A 19,784-nucleotide genomic window follows, 5' to 3' on the forward strand; every position below is an offset into this window, starting at 1 on the left:
TGTCGTTAAGCCGCGTGGCAGCATCAGAATGGGCATGGAGCTACCCTGAAATGGAGCTGTTTGCTACGAATGAGTACCATATTAACGTAAACAAGCCCGCCTTGTTTCTGAAAACATGGAATATCTGTATTGGAAAAGTAATATTTTTTATTTCACAGATACAGACCTAAAGGACGTAAAACAGTATTTCTGAAAACGGGTATAGCTGTGAACCAGAATTGACTTTTAACCTGCTCCTGTTCCATTTTGTCTCTTTCCCAGATTTTGTTGCGCAGGTTATTGGTTAAGTTACTTTTAGTGCCTAGCAGGATCTTATAAGCCCCGGCTTGTAAAATTTCTGATTCTACAGCTTTGTTGGGTACCCGCTTACCATAAGGATAGGAAAAATACCGGACCTCGGTATTGAACGTTTCGGCCAGGATCTTTTTAGAACCAAGCATTTCAATTTTTGCTTCAGTATCCGTCAGTTTCGAAAATTCCGGATGAGACATGGAGTGAGACCCAAGAGAATAACCGAGGCCTAACAATTCGCTTACTTGCTTATTGGTAAGATAAGGCTGGATTTCTGCCAGGTATTGTTTTAGGGGCGGCATACCAGCAAGTTCCCAAGCCCGGTTGGTTATTGCTTCTTTGGCGGCCATGGGGAAGTAGTTGCTTAAAGCAATTATGCTTTTCTGGTCTGGCGGGAGGTGGTATTGTTGCGCTAATTCCCGGCAAAGTGCAGCTTCCTTTTCTTTAGAAATTTTATTCTGGATTAAGTAAATCTTATTGTTCCACATCAGGTCATTATTATCCAGGCAGTTGCTTAGCAGAAACAGGGTAGGTTTTATATTGAATCTGGAAAAGACCGGGGCCATTACCGAATAGTTTTCCTGAAAGCCATCATCCGTTGTGAAGGCAATTGTTTTGGTAGCTTTTTCATTGTTTTCTACCAGCCACACAGCTTCGTCGAGGGTTATGAAAGTATATCCGTTTTTTTTATACCAGGTAAGTTGTTCGTTCAGAATGCGTTCTGTGAACACATTCTTTTTATAGTAATAAGGTATGTGGCAGGAATTGCTAACCAGGTGGTAATATACTATTCTGGGCAAACCACTTTTATAAGATAAGAGGGGTTTTTGAACAACACCAGCATTCAGCAGTTTCATGATCGTATTTTTCAATTTTCCGGAAGTTTAGCAGGTTGACCAGATTTTTTTATTGCGGGTAGATTTCGGGATCGCATATTGCTTCGGTATAATGGTTTTGAGAATATATGTCTAAACATCAGCACTTGCCGGTTGCTTATCATATTTCAACACTTCATTCACCATAAACTGCGTAGTGTCTATGCATTCATCTAAGAGATGCTGACTTTGGCGCCGGTACTTTTCTTTCCCGTTTTCTTCCTGAATAATTGTCAAGGCTTTTTGAATGGCTGATTCCTGATCCTGGGCACTTTCCCTGAAATTAAAAACCAGGGCGTATTTTTTTTCCTGTTCATCCAGATATCCTAAACGGTTGCTGTTAAGAAAAATGGCCGGCGTACCCAGTATAGCAGCTTCTGAAGCCATGGTGCCGCTTTCGCCGAATAATAAGGCGCTGTAATACAACGCATCGTGCATTTTATGGAAAGGGATCCGGATGCGGTGTTTTTCCAGGTCTTCCGGCAATTCGCCTTCTGAGGAAATGAATACTTTGGCGTGCCTGGATAGTTCCTGTACGGTTCTCCTTTTATTTTCCATAGTTATGCCGGCCTGGCCGAAATCGTGCACCGCTGCCCAGGATACAAACCGGACGATCACGAATTTTTCGGTTTCCTTTACCCCGAGCATCTCCAGCACAGCTGGGTCCGGCTTAAAATAGTTGGGATGCAAATAGGCTACCTCCATGTAGCTGTTAAACCGACATTGTTTTTTACCAAGGTCTAGACTGTAGCAGGCAGGGGTAAATATTTTAGATGCATACGGCACCGTAAGCTTATGATGCAGGCTGGCATGTTCGGTATCGCTGAAAACCAGGGAGGTTTTGCGCAGGAAATTAGCCACCTGCGAAGGGTAGGGATGCAGGAAATTAAGGAAGACATCGGGCTTGAATTTTCTGGCAATGGCCCAGATTTTTACGTCGGCATAAAGGAGGTATAAGAACTTACTAAATTTGCCGTTTTTGCCTTTTCCCCGGTCTATGTAAGGGATGTTGTAAGAATCCAGTAAGGTATGCTCTATCTCCTTGTTTCTGGAAACGAACATAATTTCATGCCCCATCTGTGTCATTAGCTTGAAAAAATTCCGGAAGTAATGCACGTGGGCCGGGTGGTTGATATCGATCAGAACTTTCATAGTAGATTGTGGTAGGGAAGGTGGAAAATGTTTTTTAGTTTTTTGTAGAAGTTTTCTTGCAGGTAAACGCTATGGGTTCAGGATTAAAAACTCTGCAATCCCTGACTTTCTGAAATCAGGAAGTTAGTAACCGGAATGGCTTTAGCGCAGTGCCAGCTGGTAAATGCCTTTCACGCGTTGGGCAATGGTTTCGGCATCTAAACCCAGATCTAAAATGCGTTTTTCACCCTCGGTGCGGCCTTTCCGTTCGGAAAATTCCAGCGCCTGTTTTATTTTTTCGGCAAAATCCTGGGGTTTGAAAGAAGAAAGGTAACAACCTTCGGTATTGCCAAAAACCCAGCCGGCATCGCCCATATCGGTAGAAACGATCGGGCAGTTGCAGGCCATGGCTTCTTTGAGTACGTTTGGCGAACCTTCCATAAGCGAGGGCACCACCAACACATGGGCTGCGTTCAGGTATTTGGGTATCATTTCGTGCGAAACCGGGTAGGGATTGATGAGTTCCACATCGGTGCGGTTCAGGTGTTCGAGCGCATCTTTTACCAGGGCAAAATTCTTCCGGACGTTGGTGCGGCTGCCCAGGAACAGGATCTGCTTTTTTTCGGGGTCCAGGCCAAGTTCGGAGCGGAAATCGGTAGTAGCCGGTTTGAATTTTTCTTTGTTGATGCCGTTGGGAATGATGTAGGATTTATGCTTCAGGTACACGTAATCTTCGATGTTCTGCGATTTGGAAATAATAGCTTTGGTGAACGGCTGGATCAGGTACGTAAGCAGGGTGTTGGCCCGGCTCTTCAGCTGCACTTTGTTTACGCCAATGTATTCGCCGTAGGCATCGCTGCCCATTAACGACAGCACTACCGGCGTGCGGCCCGAAGCCAGCACTGCCGACCAGCCGGAATGCGTAAAATGCGCATGGATCAGATCGTATTGGTTAACCTTAAGGTGTTTACGTAGTTCAAGACTTGCCTTGAAATAACCATGCAAACCTTTCCCGACTATCGGAAAATAATCTACATCGATACCCACTTTTTTCAGCGATTCGCCCTGTTCTTTAATGAACGGGATCACCTCGAAACCTTTAATATTACCGCTGCAAACAAACAGGACTTTCATATTTTTTCTGGATTACATAAAAGAGATCGTTACAAGTAGCATTACCGGAAGGCCGCACTTTTTCTGGTCAAAAGCATAGCGTTTTATCAGCTTATGCCCTAAGACTTGCTTAGTTCATCGAAACAGAATACTGCGTTAAGGCGGGTTCCGGCTCATCTTTAGCCAGGCTGGTAACCCTGCCGAATTTTGTGGTGCTCAGCAAAAGCATAAGCAGTGGGGCGAAAGTTAAAGTGCCCACAAAACGGCCGGGAATAAGTACAATGAGAAACATAAACAGGAACGGGTAGAATAATTTCCGGTTCGGGCCGGGAATCTTCAGGTTTTGTTTCAGGAAATAATGACTGAAGAATATTGTGAAAAACAGTACCCCTATTAACCCAGTGCTGAAAAAGATCATGTTTATATCTGAGTGGATGGGCCGGGCGTGGTTAAAATATTTGGCTCCAAAACTATAGGAATCGAAGAATTTAATGCCGAAAAATACTTCGAACATACTGGCTCTCCGCTCATGATAATCCATCAGGTATTTGGTTTCAAGATAGCGGCCTTCTTCCTCGTAGGTATCTAAATTCCGGATGCGGTCGCGTTTTTCGAGCTGGGCATCCAGCCGGTCCTGATAAAGCGGATAACTCACTACCAAACCGCCCACGGCAATGAAAAGGAACAAGACCATTTTGAACATTAGTTTCGGGTTCAGCAAAGCGTAGATCACGATAGCCCCTAACAGCATGCCGAAAGCCGTACGGCGCGTATTTAAAATCAGAATGCTGATGTTTATCAGGATCAGCGTCATATCGCTGAGCTTCACCAGTAAATTTTTATGCGGATTAGCCAGCAGGTAATGAACGCTCAGAAAAACCACGATCGGTACAATGTACATGCGAGAAGTGATCAGAAAACCGGTAGAAAAGGCTTCGGTATAATAGCCGCCGATGCCGAGCACATTCACTACAAAAATGTAGGCCGGAATCGTGTAAAGTAACAGGCGGTTATAAGGTTCAAATTCTTTTATAAAATCAACTTCGGCTCCCAGGTGTTTGCCAACCGGGATCATGAGCAGCGTGATCAGTACCGATAGAAAGGCCCGCGTAGAAACCACCATGTCGCCGGAATTTATTACGAGCAGCAGCAAGAGGTAAAGTACCAGGGCAATAAAAACGGCATCCGATTTTTTCAGGGCCTGGTACTTGAAAACGTAGATCAGCCCGAGGCTAAGCGGCACGATGTAGCGGATGGCGGCATAGACCTTGTTTTCTTCGTAAAAGCCATCAAACATATCGAAGAACACGAAATATGCGATCAGGGCGAAAACGAAGGTTCTGGTATCGTAAAAAAACAGAATGATCAGCAGGATTGTAAGGCCAAGTAAAATCATAATCGGGTAGGTTTAGTTAGTTAAATGGAAGCACAGGCGCTAAGAGCTTTAAGAACAATTCGCCGTTCTGGGAAGGGCTTTGTTTGGTGGAGAGGGTATGTTTCTGGCGGCAATCTGCATGCTGGTATAACCCGTGCAGATAGGCATTGTATTTCTTCATTTCGGCCAGCCGTTTTTCGGGCGTCATGCGGTCGAAGCGGCTGCGGTTTGTGCTGCGGTTCTCAATCCGGTCGGCGGCAGTTTCTACATCCAGATCGAAATAAAAAAGATAATCGGTTTTGAAGTAGAACTGCTTTAGTTCGGTTTGCAGTTTTTCTACCCGATCGGTTTTAAAGATCGTAGCCGACCAAAGCTCCTGGATCATCCATTGATCGAGCAATACCAGGTTTACTTCTCTGCTCTTCAGCATTTTATCTAAGGCCGCCTGAAATACCGAAAGCCGCAGAAAACGGTAAACCGAATTAAGACTGTAAATTCGGTAGCGGGCTAAAGTAGCCGTGTATTGCACCAGGGTAAAAGCCTTCAGAAAAAGGGTGTTAAGGTAGAGCTGAAGTTTCTGCCGGCGTCCCAGATTTCTGAAATATGTTTTCAGGTCTTCGGATTGGCAAACCTGCAGGCCTTTGGCTTGCAGCATTTCGGCGAAACAATTGCAACTGGTAGTTTTGCCCACGCCCGGTGAACCTACAAATTCCACGATGGTGGCTTTTTGCTGGGTGCGGGTTGGTTTAGAAGTGGGTGCTGCGGTAAACGTTTTCACCATCATTGCTGCTTTTAAGCTTCCTGGGTATATTTTTTTGTTTGTTATTCAGATTTTTAATAATGGCCCCGGTGAAAAAGGCACCCGAAAAAAGGATTTCCGGGGCGGCCTGGGTTGCCGGGCAAGAACCGGTTTTTTGGCGGCCACCTGCTGGTAAAAATTCCGGAGCATATTTTTCAGAAAAATGAGCTGAATCACCAGTTTTATTCCCGGATCGGGCAGGCGGTTAAGCAGAAATAAGATCCGCCATTTGTTTGCCGAAAGCCGGGTATAACTGAAATCGGTTTCCATTTTCAGGCTTTTTACCCGGTTAAAACTAAGCGCGTACCGGATGCCGGCTTTTAAAGCTTTTCCGGCGATGAGTTCGTTGCGGTAAAAATCGCCGTCGGCATAAAGGTCCAGCCAGCATTCGCGGCAACTGTCCATTTTTGCAAAACGCTGCGGCAAGCCGCTGAATTTTTTATTGTAGATCACCAGCGGCTTAGGTGTGTAGGCCACCGGGAATTCACGGGCGATGCTGGCACAGAAAAAATTATCTTCGCCGCTGATCATGCCTTCCGGAAACCCTTTTATTTTTTCGAAAACTACCGGATCTACAATGGTGGCCGAAAGCCGGGTAATGTGATGGGTCCATTCGCAGCGGAAATAATCTTCTACAATTCCTTCCGGCATGGTGCCGCCTTCTATAAAGGTGCGGTGGTTCTCTAAAACGGTATGGGCCGCGCCGTAAAAACCACAACCCGGATACGTTAAGAGCAGCTTGCGCATTTCGGCCAGGTACTGCGGCTCCCAAAGATCGTCGGCATCCAGAAAGGCAAGGTAGCGGCCTTTGGCGCGTTTTATGCCATGGTTGCGGGCTGCCGAAACGCCGGCGTTTTTCTGATGAAAAACCTGCAGACGGTGATCGTGGAACAAACCCGCTATGGTGGCACTTTGGTCGGTAGAGCCATCGTTTATCACCAGCAGTTCGTAATCCGGAAAAGTCTGGTGGAGTACCGATTGCAGGGTATTGGCGATGTGTTCCTGCTTGTTGTATAACGGGATCACGATGCTGAAAAATGGTCTGGCTGCACGCACGGGAATAGGGTTTAAGGCATTGCTAATTAATTTTGTTAAGCGATTATCCGGAGATTTTTAAAAGGCCGGGCCGACTTTTTCAGACTAAAACCATAGCGTTTTTAAGGACAATTCTCCCAGATATTCTGCTTCACGGAAGTAAGCACCTGTTGCAGCGGCTGGGTAGCGTCTATGGTTATGGTTTTGCAGCTTTTTCCGAATTGTAGTTTTTTAATGCCGGCTATTTTGGTTTCCAGTTTTTCCAGTGAAGTTTCGCCAGGTTTGCGGGCTTCTACCACTTCGGCATCGGCAATCAGTTTAATAATGGCATCGGGCGGCGTATTTTCGGCGCGGGCATACACCCGGGCTTCGTAGGCAGCAATCCTTTTAAAAATTGGGTTTCCGGAATTGCGCAGGTGGTGGAGTAAGGGGCCGTCATTGTAACCCATCAATTGGTTTTGCGGGAACCGGTCGCAGATCACAAGCATGCCTTTGGCCCGGGCTTTTTGCATGCGGTTCAGGTTGCTGCTTTTCTCATGGGCTACCAATAGCGCTTCCAGGCACTGATAAATATTGGCAACCAGGCCACTTTTTTTGCCTGAAACCCTACCGTTTTTTACCTGGCTTTCCTTCGAAGCTGCTTTGGGTTTCGCGGTTTTTTTGAAGGCCTGCAATACTTTTCTGGGGAAGGAAATCCTGCCGTCGCCGCGGCCGTAGTAAATGCGGTACACATCCAGTTTCTGCCGGAAAGTTGCCTGCAGATTAGCCGTAACCGTAGATTTACCGGAGCCGTCGGCGCCAATTACGGCTACTACCATGCCGCCGCGCGGATTGATGCGCTGGGCCAGAATGGGCTGGTTTAATAGGCGTGCCAGCTTGCGGGAAACTTTTACGGTTACTTCGCGGTACCAGCGCAGCACCAGGGCTTCGAGGGGCGAATGCAGCCGGTTATCGCGGAATTCGTTTCGGATCAGATCGGCCAGTTTAAACAATTCGCGGCGGTTGAAAGACCCGGTAATGAATTGATAAATTGGTTCGTAGTTTTGGAAAATGCCTTTCAGTATTCGCTCGATGTCTTCGTTTTTTGCCTGTTTGCGCAGCCATTCGTATTCCGTTTGGGTGTTGCCGGTGTATTTTATTTTATTGAACACGTACATCAGCCCCTGGTCGCGGTGGCGGAGTTTCAGGGCTTCGCGGATATAAAGCAGCACCAGTTCAAAAGCCGGGCTGCTGCAATAAATGCCGAACGTTTCGTTGAAATACCGGGTTTCGAGGATCTTGTTTTCAAAATTGAGCTGGTAGCCTTTCAAATACATTTCGCCCATGGTAAGCCGGAAATGCGCATGCACGTGGATCACTTTCCCCGATTCCAGATCCAGACCCAGGAAATCTTCGATGTCTTTGTATTCTTTCTGGCTGATGGAATGAAAGCGTTTGAAACCAAGTTCATGCAGAATTTCAATGGTTTTTTCTTTCTGGTTTTCATCGAAGAGTACATCCAGGTCGGTGTCGCCGGTCATGGAAGCGGCCAGGTGTTCGTTGCTTTTCCAGTGGCAGTAAAGTATGTTGTTTTCATGCCAGGCGGCCACCAGGTTTTTTACCAGGGGGAGGGTGACTGCCGGTTTGGTTATGAATTGGTCCATGCGCTTTGGGGGGAAAGTTTCTTAAATCGTTTCAGCAGCAGTTTGTTCAATAGTTCTTTCTGGTCATCGCGGATAAAAAGGGCCGGGAATTGCCAGATGGTGAGGGCAGAAAGCAGGCCGAGGCCCAGCACAGTAAGCAAAAGCGTAAGAAAGCCGGAACCAAAATACATCCGGCTCCAGGTGGATAAAGCGTACGTTATAGTGCCGGTAAGCAAGCCCAGGCTCAGGCCAGGCAGGTGCGCTTTCAGCATATCGAGCCAGGTAATGGTGGTAAGCTGAATACTTAAATGGGCCATTAGCAGGAAATTGAAAACCAAGGCCCCGGCTACGCCAACGGCTACGCCCGGTAAACCCCAGAACTGCCCGAGGTAAGAACCAACTACTACAAACAGCGCGTATAAAAACTGCCGCCAGGCCCGGCGGTAAACCGCACCGGTAGCTCTTGCCAGCGAGTCGCTCATTTTGTAACTCATCCGGAAAAGCAGGCTGCAGGCCAGGATCTGGAACGGGAAAACGACCGCGTTCCATTTCGGGCCGAGCAGAAGCAACACAATTTCCGGGGCCAGGATCATGAAAACTATGCTTAACGGAATGGCTACCAATGCTATGCTGCTTACGCCGGTTAAATATGCTTTGCCCAGCCGGGCTTTATCGTCCTGCACTTTGGCCATGGCCGGGAATAAAGATTTGTCTAAGGCGTTGCCGAAGAGGCTGGCCGGCATAACCATGAATTGATAAGCGCGGCCGTAAATACCCAGCGCCCCGGCGCCCAGCATCCGCCCGATCACCAGGTTATCGCCCTGCACCGCCAGGAAATTGCCTAAACGCGCCAAGGTCATGCCGCCGCCAAAATTGATGAGTTCTTTAAAAGCCGCTTTTTCGAAACCGGGTTTCTTCGGAAATGGCTGAATGATAACTACCAGCAGCGCGTGCAATACGGCCTGGGTAATTAACGCGGCCACCAAAGCCCACATGCCCCAGCCTAAATATGCCAGTACAATACCCACCGCCCCGTAGCCAATGGCATAAGAAGCAACTTCTACGGCGGCAATGGTTTTAAAATTCATGTTCCGCTGCATTAATGCCTGGCCTACCAGGGTGAGCGAATCTACCAGGAAAATCAGCGAAACCATGCGCAGCACTGAAACCAGACCCGGCATCCGGAAAAAATCGGCTAAAAGCGGGGCGGTTAAGATGAGCAGACCGGCAAAGAAAAGGCCCATGAAAATCGATAAGGTAAGACCGGTGGTTAAATGACGGTTTTCCAGTTCTTTACGCTGCACAATTGCCGGACCCACGCCCATCTGCGAAAACATTTTTGAGAAGTCAACCGCAATTACGGCCATGCCCACGATCCCGAATTCTTTTGGCGAAATAAGCCGCGCCAGAATTGCCAGCACGCCAATTTTTAAACCTACCTGAATGCCGCTACCCGTGATCATCCAGAGAAAGCCGGAAAGGGTACGTTCGGTTAGTTTTTTTTCAGCGTTCATGGTAAGGGCTTGTGAGAGGGTGAAAACTTAGTGATGACTTTTAGGGCCGGAAAGCATAGCGTTTTACTTCGAATCTTTCAGTTTTTAAGCCGCCGTTTCCGGAGTTGTTTCCGATTGGTTTTGCAATGGGATGTTTTCGGGCAGGGTGGCCAGAGTCATGTGCAGGTTTGAAGCGAGCTGCTCGGGGGTATCGGTCTGGTAAGATATTTCTGTGGTAGCAGTTGTTTGGGCGGGCGAGTAATAGGCTTTGAACCAGTCGGTGAATTTTTTAAGACCGTCCTGGATGGTAGTGTCGGGTTTGTAGTTGAAGTGGTGAAGCAGATCATCTACGTTGGCCCAGGTGGCTACCACATCGCCGGCCTGTATTCCCTGCATTTCCAGCAAGGCTTTTTTGCCCAGGTTCTTCTCGATTTCCGAAATAAAACTCATGAGCTCTACCGGGTTGTTGTTGCCGATGTTGTAAATGCAATAAGGCGCGGTGGAGCGGGATGGATCGGGTTCGTGTGCATTCCAGTCGGCGCAGGGCTCGGCGGGTTTGTCCATCACGTTCACGATGCCGTTCACAATATCGTCTATGTAGGTAAAGTCGCGCTGCATTTTGCCTTCGTTAAAAACCTTGATCGGCTTGTTGTTCGAAATGTCTTCGGCAAAACTGTAATAGGCCATGTCGGGGCGGCCCCACGGACCGTAAACCGTGAAAAAGCGGAGCCCGGAAGTTGGAATGCGGTATAAATGGCTGTAAGTGTGCGCCATGAGTTCGTTGGCTTTTTTGCTGGCGGCGTAAAGCGAAACGGGGTGTTCGGTATTGTGTTTTACCGAGAAAGGCATTTTTTCATTCAACCCGTAAACGCTGGAAGAACTTGCGTAAACCAAATGCTGAATTTTATGATGGCGGCTGGCTTCCAGAATATTGAGAAAACTTACCAGGTTACTCTGGGCGTAGCAATCGGGGTTGGTAATGGAATAACGCACGCCGGCTTGTGCTGCCAAATGCACAATTATGTCGAAATTTTCGCGGTCGCAGAGCTCCATGAGCTCTTTTTTATCTTCCAGATTCATCCGGATAAAGCGGTAAGCGGCATGTTTCTGACTTTGCACTTCCTGGTTCCAGGTTACTTCCGCTTCCGGAATTCCGCTTTCTTTCAGTCTGGCAAACTTGAGTTTTATGTCGTAATAATCGTTTATGTTATCTACGCCCACCACTTCGTCGCCGCGGGAAAGGAGCTTTTCCGCAAAATGAAAACCAACAAAGCCAGCAGTTCCGGTTACTAATATTTTCATCGTTTCGGGTTTTTAAAATGTACTTTTTTAGCCGCCAGCCATAGCGTTTCGGGCTTTAAAATTGTTGGTTCAGATTGCGAGTTCACGCTTTTGGTTTTATAACTTTTTGGGGTCAGAATCCTAGCGTTTTGGGGAGGTTAAGCTGCCACCGCTTCGAGGCAGGTTTTGGGGAGTTCTACATAAAGCATGCAGCTTAAAGAGGGGAGCGCCACTTTTACGGTCTGGTTTTTAACGGCCACTACGGTGCCGTGCTGTTCCATTAAAGGACCGCTGGTTACCCGCACCGGATCGTTTATATTAAGGGCGGCGGCTTGCAGTTTTACATCGGAATATTCGCGTAAAAAATGCCGGATAATGGTTATTTCGCTTTCGCGGATGGTAGCCGGTTTGCCCTGCCAGGTTACATAATGCAGAATGCCGGCGAGGCGTTTTAAAGCCGGCAGCTGTTTTTCAGTAACTTTTACAAATACATACGAGCTGAAAAGCGGCTCATACACTACTTTTTTGCGGTCGCTCCATTGGCGCACTACCCGGTTCAGGGGACAATAATTCTGAATGCTGTGCAGGGAAAGCAGATCGGCTACTTTTTTTTCCCACCGCGGTTTGGTGTAAACGGCATACCAATTCTCGGATATCAGGTTTTCATTCATCGGGTAGAAGTTTAAAGGGTTTAAATAGCAAAAGGGCAGGGCTTCGCCTTCCTGGGTTACAAATTATTTAAGCGGGTATTTGCTGAAGGCTTGATCAGGTCCGGGAGGTTGTAAAAGAAACTAAAGCGAATTCAACGGTCTGATGATCAGAAGATTGGTTTGCGCTTTAGTCTCAGTTGGTCAGGCGATAAGTATGAGTGAAGGAATATCGCAGGGCCGGCTTTTGTGCCCGTACCCTACCGTTTTGAATTTGTTCGTTTCAAGGAAATGTGCTGGTCGCAAACCGCAGGAACTATACCTGCGGATCCAGGTCTGGCGTGGCTTTACTGGTGTTGTAGTTTATCAGTTTTTTCAGATTTAAGCCCAGACCTTCGGTTTTAGGAGCCTCTTTCCGCTTAAATTTAGCGCCGTATTTGTAGCCATAGGCAGAGCCGTAACCGTAGCCGTAGTCGCCTTTAATAAAGCCCCGGGCTTTTACCCCGGTAAATACAATACCTAGGTTACTTACTGCTCTTAATTGGGTGTTCTGGTTCAGGTGCTTGATCTTGCTTTTTGGGGTAAAAGCGTGGCGCATCACAAACAAGGTAGCATCGCAATATTCGGCGAGCAGGTAGGCGTCGGAAACTAGTTCAACCGGCGGCGTATCGATAATGATGTAGTCGAAGGTTTTTTCTACGTATGCAAAGAAGGTTTCCAGTTTTCCGTTCAGCAGCAGTTCGGTGTGGTCGCCAATGGAAGTTCCGGCTGGTATAATGCTCAGGTTACTGAAGCCGGTTTCGCATACAATGCTTTGCGGATCAATGTCTTCGGTTAAATATTCGGTAAGGCCCGTTTGTCTGAAGCAGTTGAACAATTGCGAGGCGTTCGGGCTTCTTAAATCGAAATCGATCAGGACCACTTTCTTGCCCGAAGAGGCCAGGCTGTACGCCAGGTTGCTGCTTACAAAGCTTTTTCCTTCGCCGGCAATGCTTGAGGTTACCATTATTTTTTTCCGGTTAAAAGACCGTCCGAACAAGCCCATGGTAGCGCGCATTTGCCGGAATTGCTCAATCACGTACACTTCGCCCGGTACGGTAAACAAGGCCCCTTCCTTGCGTTTCACATCCGAAAGTTCGGTAATGATCGGAATAGTAGTATTGTCTTCTATATCGGAACGGAAAAGCAGTTTGCTGGTGAGTTGTTCCTTGGTAGTTACAAAGCCGATGCCTAAGGCCAGCGAAAGAAACATCGCTACCGCATATACCTGGATCGGTTTGGGGTTAACCGGCATTACCGACGACTGGGCCATATCTACTACCCGGCTGGAATTAGCAGTGGGAGCATGGGCCAAAGCGGTTTCTTCTCTTTTCTGCAGCAGGAAGCTGTAAGCGTTATTTTTAATGGCCATTTCGCGGCTGATCTCGAGCAATGCCCGCTCTTTTTGCGGAATGGTCTGCAAAGCGCTGCGGTAGGAGTTGTTGGTAGCCATCAGGTCTGCACGGCTGGCAAGCAGGTTGGCTCGCTGGTTGCGGATATTTTCCAGAATGCTTGGGCGGGCTTTATTTATTTCGTCCTGCGTGGCCAGCAACAGTGGGTTGTTTTCAGCGGTAGTTTTGCTTAAAGCCTGGTATCTCAGTTCGGCTTCGTAGAGTTTTTGCAGCAGTTGCGATAAAACCGGCTCACTTACACCCAGCGTAGAAGGCACTGTGCTTACCGTATTCCGTTTCGAAATTACGTAGGCTTCCACGTTTTTGAGTACGGCCAGTTTCATGTTTATGTCAGAAAGTTTCCGGTCGTTATCGCCTACGTTCTGCAGGTATAGTTTGCCTTGCTCGTCCAGGTTTACCACCCCGGCCGACGATTTAAATTGTTCTACCTGGTCTTCTACCGAAGTAAGTTCGTCTTCTACCACTTTTATGCGGCCTTCTATAAAATTCATAGTATTGGCGGCCAGTTCGTTGCGGTCGGCTATGGCTACATCGTTGTATGCATAGATCAGGTGGTTCAGGATATCTTCGCCGCGTTGCGGTACCTGGTCTTCCAGCGCCAGGTTTATTACCGTAGAAAGCTTGCTGGATGGTTCCACGGCCAGGTTCATAAGTAATTCGTTGGCTACGCGGCGCGGATTTACAATGGCAAAATACAGCGGTCCGGCCGGCATGGCAGATTTAGCAGGGTTTTCGGTAAAAAGCATTTCTCCGTACGGCGTAGAAACCCATTCATTGAGCGCATAAGCGGTGCTTCCGATAATTACCTGGTTTTTCTCTTTGTTAAAACGGAAATTGATCTGCGGGTATTCAAGCGCTTTATTCGGGTTGCGGAGGGAAATTCTTACCGGTGAAGTAGTGTATGCCGAACTCACTTTGAACTGACCCTGCTCGTAAATTGGGGCGTAGAGTTTCAGGCTATCTACCACTTTATTCATCAGAATGCGGCTCTGGATCACTTTCATCTCGTTGTCTACCAGTTTGCTGGAAGTAAACCCGTCTATTTCTTCCATCATTTTGGGGTCATTTATACCTTTTTTCTCGTCTTTAATGAGCAAAGTAGCGCTGATCTGGTACGTTGGCGAGGCATAGTATTTCAGGTAAGCCCAGGCTGCGCCGCCGGCAAACAGCAGCAAAATGAGGAATAAGGGCCAGTAAGGCAGAAACCGAAAGGTTAATGCAGCGAATAAATTTTCCTCGGATCTTGGTTTATCTTTATTTATGGATAGCATACCTTTAAATTTTAACGGGTTAAACGATCTACACTAATTACTGCCAGGGAAAGCGCACTCAGGATAACCGGTAGCCATTGCCGGGTGGCGCTTGCGTTCGCGATCTTGGTTTTGTTGGGCTCGACATAAATAATGTCGTTGGATTTGAGGTAGTAGTAGGGCGAGGTAAAGATCTGGTTTGAAGTGAGATCGATGCGGTTGAGTTTCTTTTTGCCGTCTTCTTCCCGGATAAGCAGAATGTTGTCGCGGCTGCCGTAAATGGTCAGGTCGCCGGCCAGCCCGAGGGCTTCGAGCAGCGTAATTTTTTCGTTCGGAACGGTAAGTACAGCCGGCCGGGCAACTTCGCCCAACACCGAAACCTTGTAATTCATGTACCGGATATCGACAATGGGATCCTTGAGCAGCTTCCGTTTTACAATTTCGGTTCTGATTACATCCTGCAGGGCTTTTTTGCTTAAACCGGCTGCGTGTATACTGCCCAGATAGGGAAATTTGATGTTGCCTTCGGTATCTACCAGGTAACCGGCGGCATTGGAAATGTTGTTGGTAGCGCTGGTAGGCCGAACAGAATTACTGTTGAGGGAATTAAATACTTCGGATGCCTCGGGGTTTAAACTCGTGACGGAAATACTTAACAGGTCGTTGCTTTGAATAACAGGCTCGAGGCTCTCGAGCTGGGCCGTAAATTCAGCCTTGTTAATGTCGTTGAAATAGATTGCCTTTTTAGAACTGGTACAGGCAGAAATGATGAGAAAGGTAAGGCCCACAGCTAGGGAGCCCAGATTTTTAAAGCTTTTCATACGTATCGGAGGTTTAGAGTGGTGGCTTGGTAACTTGTTCGTGCTTTATGGAAACGGAATAATAACGCATAAACAAAGTGCAATAAATTATTAATTTACTTCAATACGTTAGCTTTTAGGGGTGAGTTGTTGAAATGCCGGGCTAAGTTGAGAACGGGTTATCTTTCATGGTAAATGGATGCTTTTTGTAAGGCAGAGCACTATGAGGACTTAAAATCGTCCTGTAAAATATAGGAATATGCAAGTATTTAGGATGATTGAGGTGCTTTTCAGGATATTTTGACTTTTAATTTCAGACTTTGAAGCAAGCATTTTAGACGTTTCCCCGAAGGTAAATGAAGGCCTTTTTTAATATCAGGGGTCTTTTTTGCATGCAGAGATGTGGTCATCTCGGGGTAAGGATAAATCTGATTAAGTTGGCAGGAATTGGTTTTGACTTTTTAAGGTCCAAAGCATAGCGTTTTTATTGCTTCATTCCGAAGATAAGAGGGTCTTATCGAATTGGTAGTTTATTATTACTATTACTATTACTATTACTATTTATATTCTGGTTTGCTTTGTCCTGTCATCCGGAACGCTGATGAAGGACCTTGTGGACTGAGAAGCAGTTTTTCTGCTACAAAGAATAGCGTTTTCTTGTCATCTCGACGTTAGGAGAGATCTCATCAGGTTGGTAGAAAGCTTGCTATTGAGTTCTTGAGCCTAAAAGGATAGCGTTTTTATAGCTTGCTTTAGTTTTTAATTCTTAATTTTTAATTATTAATTAAGCTTTCTCCCTCAAGCCGGGCGGCTTCGTTTCTGCGTTCGCGGCTGCAACCCTTCCTGCCCTTGCGGGCTGCCTGTGGCACCAGAAGTCTTGAAGGCCGCTCTCACAGAAACTGGTGTCAGCTTCCCTTCGTAGCTGGCTTCTTTTTAGTCTACTCTCTCAGATAGCGTGATTTTCAGGAAACGCTGCGCTGGCGATATGTGTGTGAAATCAAACTAAAAATAATCCTGTCTATCTTTTAATCCCTAAAATCGTGTTCAGACAAGAATCCTTAAATCCCCTAATCTGATAAATCCAAATTCAGACAAATATTCATTTCCGTCTGTTTTAGCTGACGGTATATACTTCCTTCCTGGATAGTCGCAGATCCCGGAGACTTTCGGGGGGAGGGCCACGTTACCCGATCGAAGCAACAGGTTTAGCTAATTAAAAACAACTATTTCCCCGATAAGAAAGCAGCAATTTTTACTGATACGGCGATATGGTTGGCTGCGAGTAATAAAAATCCTGGAAATCGTAAAAGCGGCGGGAGTTTTCGTAGAATTTAATGTTGTTAAAACTGTCGCCTTCGGGAATACGTGGGTAATAGGCCAGCAACAGTTGAATGGTATTAAAGCCCATGTATTCGTTCCGGAATCGGATGCCTACGCCAAAAGCCTGGTAGGGCTTGTCTTTGAAAGGCGAAACATCGTCGGTGCGGGATAGCCAGGCAAAATCGGCAAAAACTACGCCCGCCAGCCGGAAACCGACAAAGGAAATGGGGGTGAAAAGGTTGCTTTCCAGGTTCAGGGTAAACCGGTTCTGGCCTACCAGCGTGCCCGAACTGAAACCGCGCAGGCCTTCATAATTATTCACGCGCAGCACTTCTCCGGGGTCGCGGTTCAAGCCGTAGGTCATGCGGTTCCAGACAAAGTTACGCAGCAGCCAGCCATTCAGATTATAGAGTTTGGTAAAATACAGGATGTTGGTATTTATTACGCCCTGCGCCCTTTTACCTTCCTGGTAAAAAGTGCCGAATTCGCCGCTGGCGTATAAGTAGCCGAAGTTCAGGTTGTATTTCCCGAAATCGTTCCGGATGCCGATGTATTGCCGGATGCGGCTGGTGGCATATTCGTAGCCCATTGTAAGGGTCATTAAATTGCCGGCAGGAATATCTTCGGTGCGGCCAAAGCCGAACAGGTATTTGTCTTTATAGTATTTACGGTAGCTGTAACCAATACTGGCCAGATAAAGCGTGGTGTTCAGGTAACCGCCTTCGGTAGGTGTTTTCGTAAAATTAATATTGCTGATGCGCGTGCCTACAATTAAGCGGCCCGGATTATCGTAACCTAAATTATAGGTCTTCAATTTAAAAGATCGGGCCAGCCACAGGTCTTTGGCGTTAAAGCGCAGATCCTGGGTGCTGTCGCGGGTAAAGGTGCGATTCTTGAACCAGTTTACCGTGAGGCCGCCGGCATATTTGGTAGTAGGCGTATAAAAGTAGCGGTTAAAAGTAAAGCCCCGCTGATCGTTGCGGTAATCATTTAAATAATTGAACTGGGCGGAAATATAAGAGCGGTAAATATTTTCGATCAGGTAACTGCCCTGGTATTGCCATGACTGCGGCAGATCATCTATTCCGAGCCATATTTTATTGCGAATCTGGTGGCCGAGACCAAGAAAGTTAACGTCGCGGAGGCCGATTACGGACATGGTTTTAGATGCATTGTAGCCAAACGAACCGCCAATACTGAAAACATCGCGGGTAGTAACTATAATATCTACGCTGTCGGCAGTGGTGGTTTTTTCATTTACGCGAATGCGGGCATCCAGAATGTGGTCGGTCTGGCGCAGCAAACGTTCCGATTCTAAAATAGCCTGTGGTTCGAGTTGTTTGCCTTTCCGGAATAATAATTTGTTGCGCACGCGGCCGCGGTGAGTTTTTATGTGCAGGTAGTTGCCGCTTTTTTCCAGAAAGTTATCCGGTACGGAAGCCGTATCGGTAAGCGAATAACCAAAGGGATCGAGGGTTTGAATATCGATTCGGCGGACGATCTTGTAATCGTGCTGCGAAAACTGGTAATTGATCAGCTCCGGGTCAATGCCGCTTTCGGTGGGTTTTTTCCGGTTGAAATTAAAAAGCTTGCTCACAGCGCGGGCCGGTAAACTTTTGCGCTTCGAATATTCCTGCAGGCCTTTCAGAATGCGGTCAGAAGAAGTGCCTTTCCGGGTCGTATCGGCCGGAACCGAATCGGTTTTAGTTGGCGTTTGCGCATGCGTTTGCATTGGTTGCAGCAAAACCACAACCGGTAGGAAGAGAAAAAGAACCCAGCGAAAAATAAAAGGCATTTTAGAAAATTGAACCAACCGGTAAATTACAAACGTATGCCGCAAATCAAAAATGCCATTTTTATATAGTTAAATTATTGGGTGCATTAACGCAAATCCTGCTTCGGAGTTTTTCAGGCCTTTTACCTACCGTTTTCTTTAGCATCTGTAGTTTGCTTTGCAGGAATATTTTAAATAGATACTAAATAAATTAGTTTAAAATGCTTGTTTATTTAGTAAAACGTTCGTAAAATTACGTCATGAACGAACGTATTCAGGAAAAGCTAAAAATATTAGCCGATGCGGCCAAGTACGATGTTTCCTGCTCCAGCAGCGGAGGCAAACGGAAAAACAGCAACAAAGGCCTAGGCAATGCTGAAGGCATGGGCATTTGCCACAGCTATACCGAAGACGGCCGTTGCGTTTCGTTGCTGAAAATCCTGCTTACCAATTTCTGTATTTACGATTGTGCTTACTGCGTAACCCGCAAAAGCAACGATATAAAACGCGCTGCCTTTACCATAGAAGAAGTGGTAGACCTGACCATAAACTTCTACCGCCGCAACTACATCGAAGGCTTGTTCCTGAGTTCGGGCATTTTCAAGAACGCCGATTATACCATGGAACGTTTGGTACGAATCGCCAAAAAACTGCGCACCGAGCATAAATTCAACGGTTACATTCATCTCAAAACCATTCCCGGGGCGTCGGAAGAATTAATTAAAGAAGCCGGTTTGTATGCCGACCGCCTGAGCGTGAACATTGAGCTGCCTTCGGAAGTAAGTTTGAAAAATCTGGCTCCGGAAAAGAACTATGCCGAAATTTTAACGCCCATGGGCAATATTTCGGATCAGTTGCAGCTAAGCAAAGACGAACGGAAATTATTTAAAGCTGCACCCGCGTTCGCGCCGGCCGGCCAAAGCACGCAACTGATCATTGGTGCTTCAAAAGAAAACGACCAGCAGATCTTAACGCTTTCGAGCAACCTTTATAATAGCTATAATCTAAAACGGGTTTATTATTCCGGCTACGTGCCGGTGAGCGAAGACAGCCGCTTGCCTTCGCTCGTAAACCCGCCCATTATCCGCGAAAATCGCGTTTACCAGGCCGATTGGCTCATGCGTTTCTACGGTTTCCAGGTAAACGAAATTGTAGACGACCAGAATCCGGACCTTGACCTGGAGATCGATCCGAAACTGGCCTGGGGGCTGCGCAACCTGAGCGTTTTTCCGGTAGAAATAAACACCGCCGATTACGAACTGATCCTGCGCGTACCGGGCATCGGGGTAAAATCGGCAAAGAAAATTGTGGCTGCGCGCCGGTTTGCACCGCTAAGCCTGGAACATCTGCACAAATTCGGCGTGGTTTTAAAACGGGCGCGTTACTTCATAACCTGCAAAGGCCAAAGCCCCGAAAGCAAAGACTTCACTGCCGAAATCATCCGCCGCCGCATTCTTTTTGGTGAAGGCTCCGTGCGGAATGCGCTGGTAAAGCAACAACTTTCGCTCTTTGCCATGGCCGGCTGAA

At 47.0% G+C, this 19,784-nt stretch carries 14 protein-coding genes; 1 reads left to right on the plus strand and 13 read right to left on the minus strand.

Annotation, left to right across the window (positions count from 1 at the left end; translation table 11 throughout):
- Positions 1-152 precede the first annotated feature (152 nt).
- The 13 genes from I5M27_RS02895 to I5M27_RS02955 all read right to left on the minus strand — a co-directional run bounded on the left by I5M27_RS02895 (position 153) and on the right by I5M27_RS02955 (position 18,278).
- Positions 153-1,148, minus strand: coding sequence for a polysaccharide deacetylase family protein (locus I5M27_RS02895; RefSeq protein ID WP_200504516.1), 996 nt, complete (start codon positions 1,146-1,148; stop codon positions 153-155).
- Positions 1,149-1,259: 111 nt separating this feature from the next.
- Complete coding sequence (locus I5M27_RS02900; protein WP_200504517.1) at positions 1,260-2,318, minus strand: DUF354 domain-containing protein; 1,059 nt, start codon at positions 2,316-2,318, stop codon at positions 1,260-1,262.
- Positions 2,319-2,459: 141 nt separating this feature from the next.
- Complete coding sequence (locus I5M27_RS02905) at positions 2,460-3,431, minus strand: glycosyltransferase family 4 protein (RefSeq protein WP_200504518.1); 972 nt, start codon at positions 3,429-3,431, stop codon at positions 2,460-2,462.
- A gap of 109 nt (positions 3,432-3,540) precedes the next feature.
- Positions 3,541-4,806 (minus strand): hypothetical protein, encoded by a 1,266-nt coding sequence (locus tag I5M27_RS02910; RefSeq protein WP_200504519.1) that lies wholly within the window; start codon positions 4,804-4,806, stop codon positions 3,541-3,543.
- A 16-nt stretch (positions 4,807-4,822) separates the two neighbouring features.
- On the minus strand, positions 4,823-5,563 hold the full coding sequence (locus I5M27_RS02915; protein WP_200504520.1) for a hypothetical protein: 741 nt from the start codon (positions 5,561-5,563) through the stop codon (positions 4,823-4,825).
- Between the two features lie 48 nt (positions 5,564-5,611).
- Positions 5,612-6,640 (minus strand): glycosyltransferase family 2 protein, encoded by a 1,029-nt coding sequence (locus I5M27_RS02920; protein WP_200504521.1) that lies wholly within the window; start codon positions 6,638-6,640, stop codon positions 5,612-5,614.
- Positions 6,641-6,741: 101 nt separating this feature from the next.
- Positions 6,742-8,262, minus strand: a complete 1,521-nt coding sequence (locus I5M27_RS02925; RefSeq protein WP_200504522.1) for a nucleoside/nucleotide kinase family protein — start codon at positions 8,260-8,262, stop codon at positions 6,742-6,744.
- Positions 8,247-9,755, minus strand: a complete 1,509-nt coding sequence (locus I5M27_RS02930) for a lipopolysaccharide biosynthesis protein (protein ID WP_200504523.1) — start codon at positions 9,753-9,755, stop codon at positions 8,247-8,249. Before I5M27_RS02930 ends, I5M27_RS02925 begins: the two co-directional genes overlap by 16 nt.
- 84 nt (positions 9,756-9,839) lie before the next feature.
- Positions 9,840-11,036: an NAD-dependent epimerase gene (locus I5M27_RS02935; RefSeq protein ID WP_200504524.1), complete on the minus strand. Its 1,197-nt coding sequence runs from the start codon at positions 11,034-11,036 to the stop codon at positions 9,840-9,842.
- Between the two features lie 137 nt (positions 11,037-11,173).
- Positions 11,174-11,686, minus strand: a complete 513-nt coding sequence (locus I5M27_RS02940) for a UpxY family transcription antiterminator (protein WP_200504525.1) — start codon at positions 11,684-11,686, stop codon at positions 11,174-11,176.
- Between the two features lie 292 nt (positions 11,687-11,978).
- Complete coding sequence (locus tag I5M27_RS02945) at positions 11,979-14,384, minus strand: GumC family protein (RefSeq protein WP_234462357.1); 2,406 nt, start codon at positions 14,382-14,384, stop codon at positions 11,979-11,981.
- Positions 14,385-14,395: 11 nt separating this feature from the next.
- Complete coding sequence (locus tag I5M27_RS02950) at positions 14,396-15,184, minus strand: polysaccharide biosynthesis/export family protein (RefSeq protein WP_200504526.1); 789 nt, start codon at positions 15,182-15,184, stop codon at positions 14,396-14,398.
- Positions 15,185-16,415: 1,231 nt separating this feature from the next.
- Positions 16,416-18,278 (minus strand): BamA/TamA family outer membrane protein, encoded by a 1,863-nt coding sequence (locus I5M27_RS02955; protein WP_200504527.1) that lies wholly within the window; start codon positions 18,276-18,278, stop codon positions 16,416-16,418.
- Positions 18,279-18,517: 239 nt separating this feature from the next.
- Between I5M27_RS02955 and I5M27_RS02960 the strand changes: the two genes are divergently transcribed.
- Complete coding sequence (locus tag I5M27_RS02960; protein WP_200504528.1) at positions 18,518-19,783, plus strand: putative DNA modification/repair radical SAM protein; 1,266 nt, start codon at positions 18,518-18,520, stop codon at positions 19,781-19,783.
- The last annotated feature ends 1 nt before the right edge of the window (position 19,784 follow it).

Source organism: Adhaeribacter terrigena (genome assembly GCF_016623615.1).
Lineage (GTDB): Bacteria > Bacteroidota > Bacteroidia > Cytophagales > Hymenobacteraceae > Adhaeribacter_A > Adhaeribacter_A terrigena.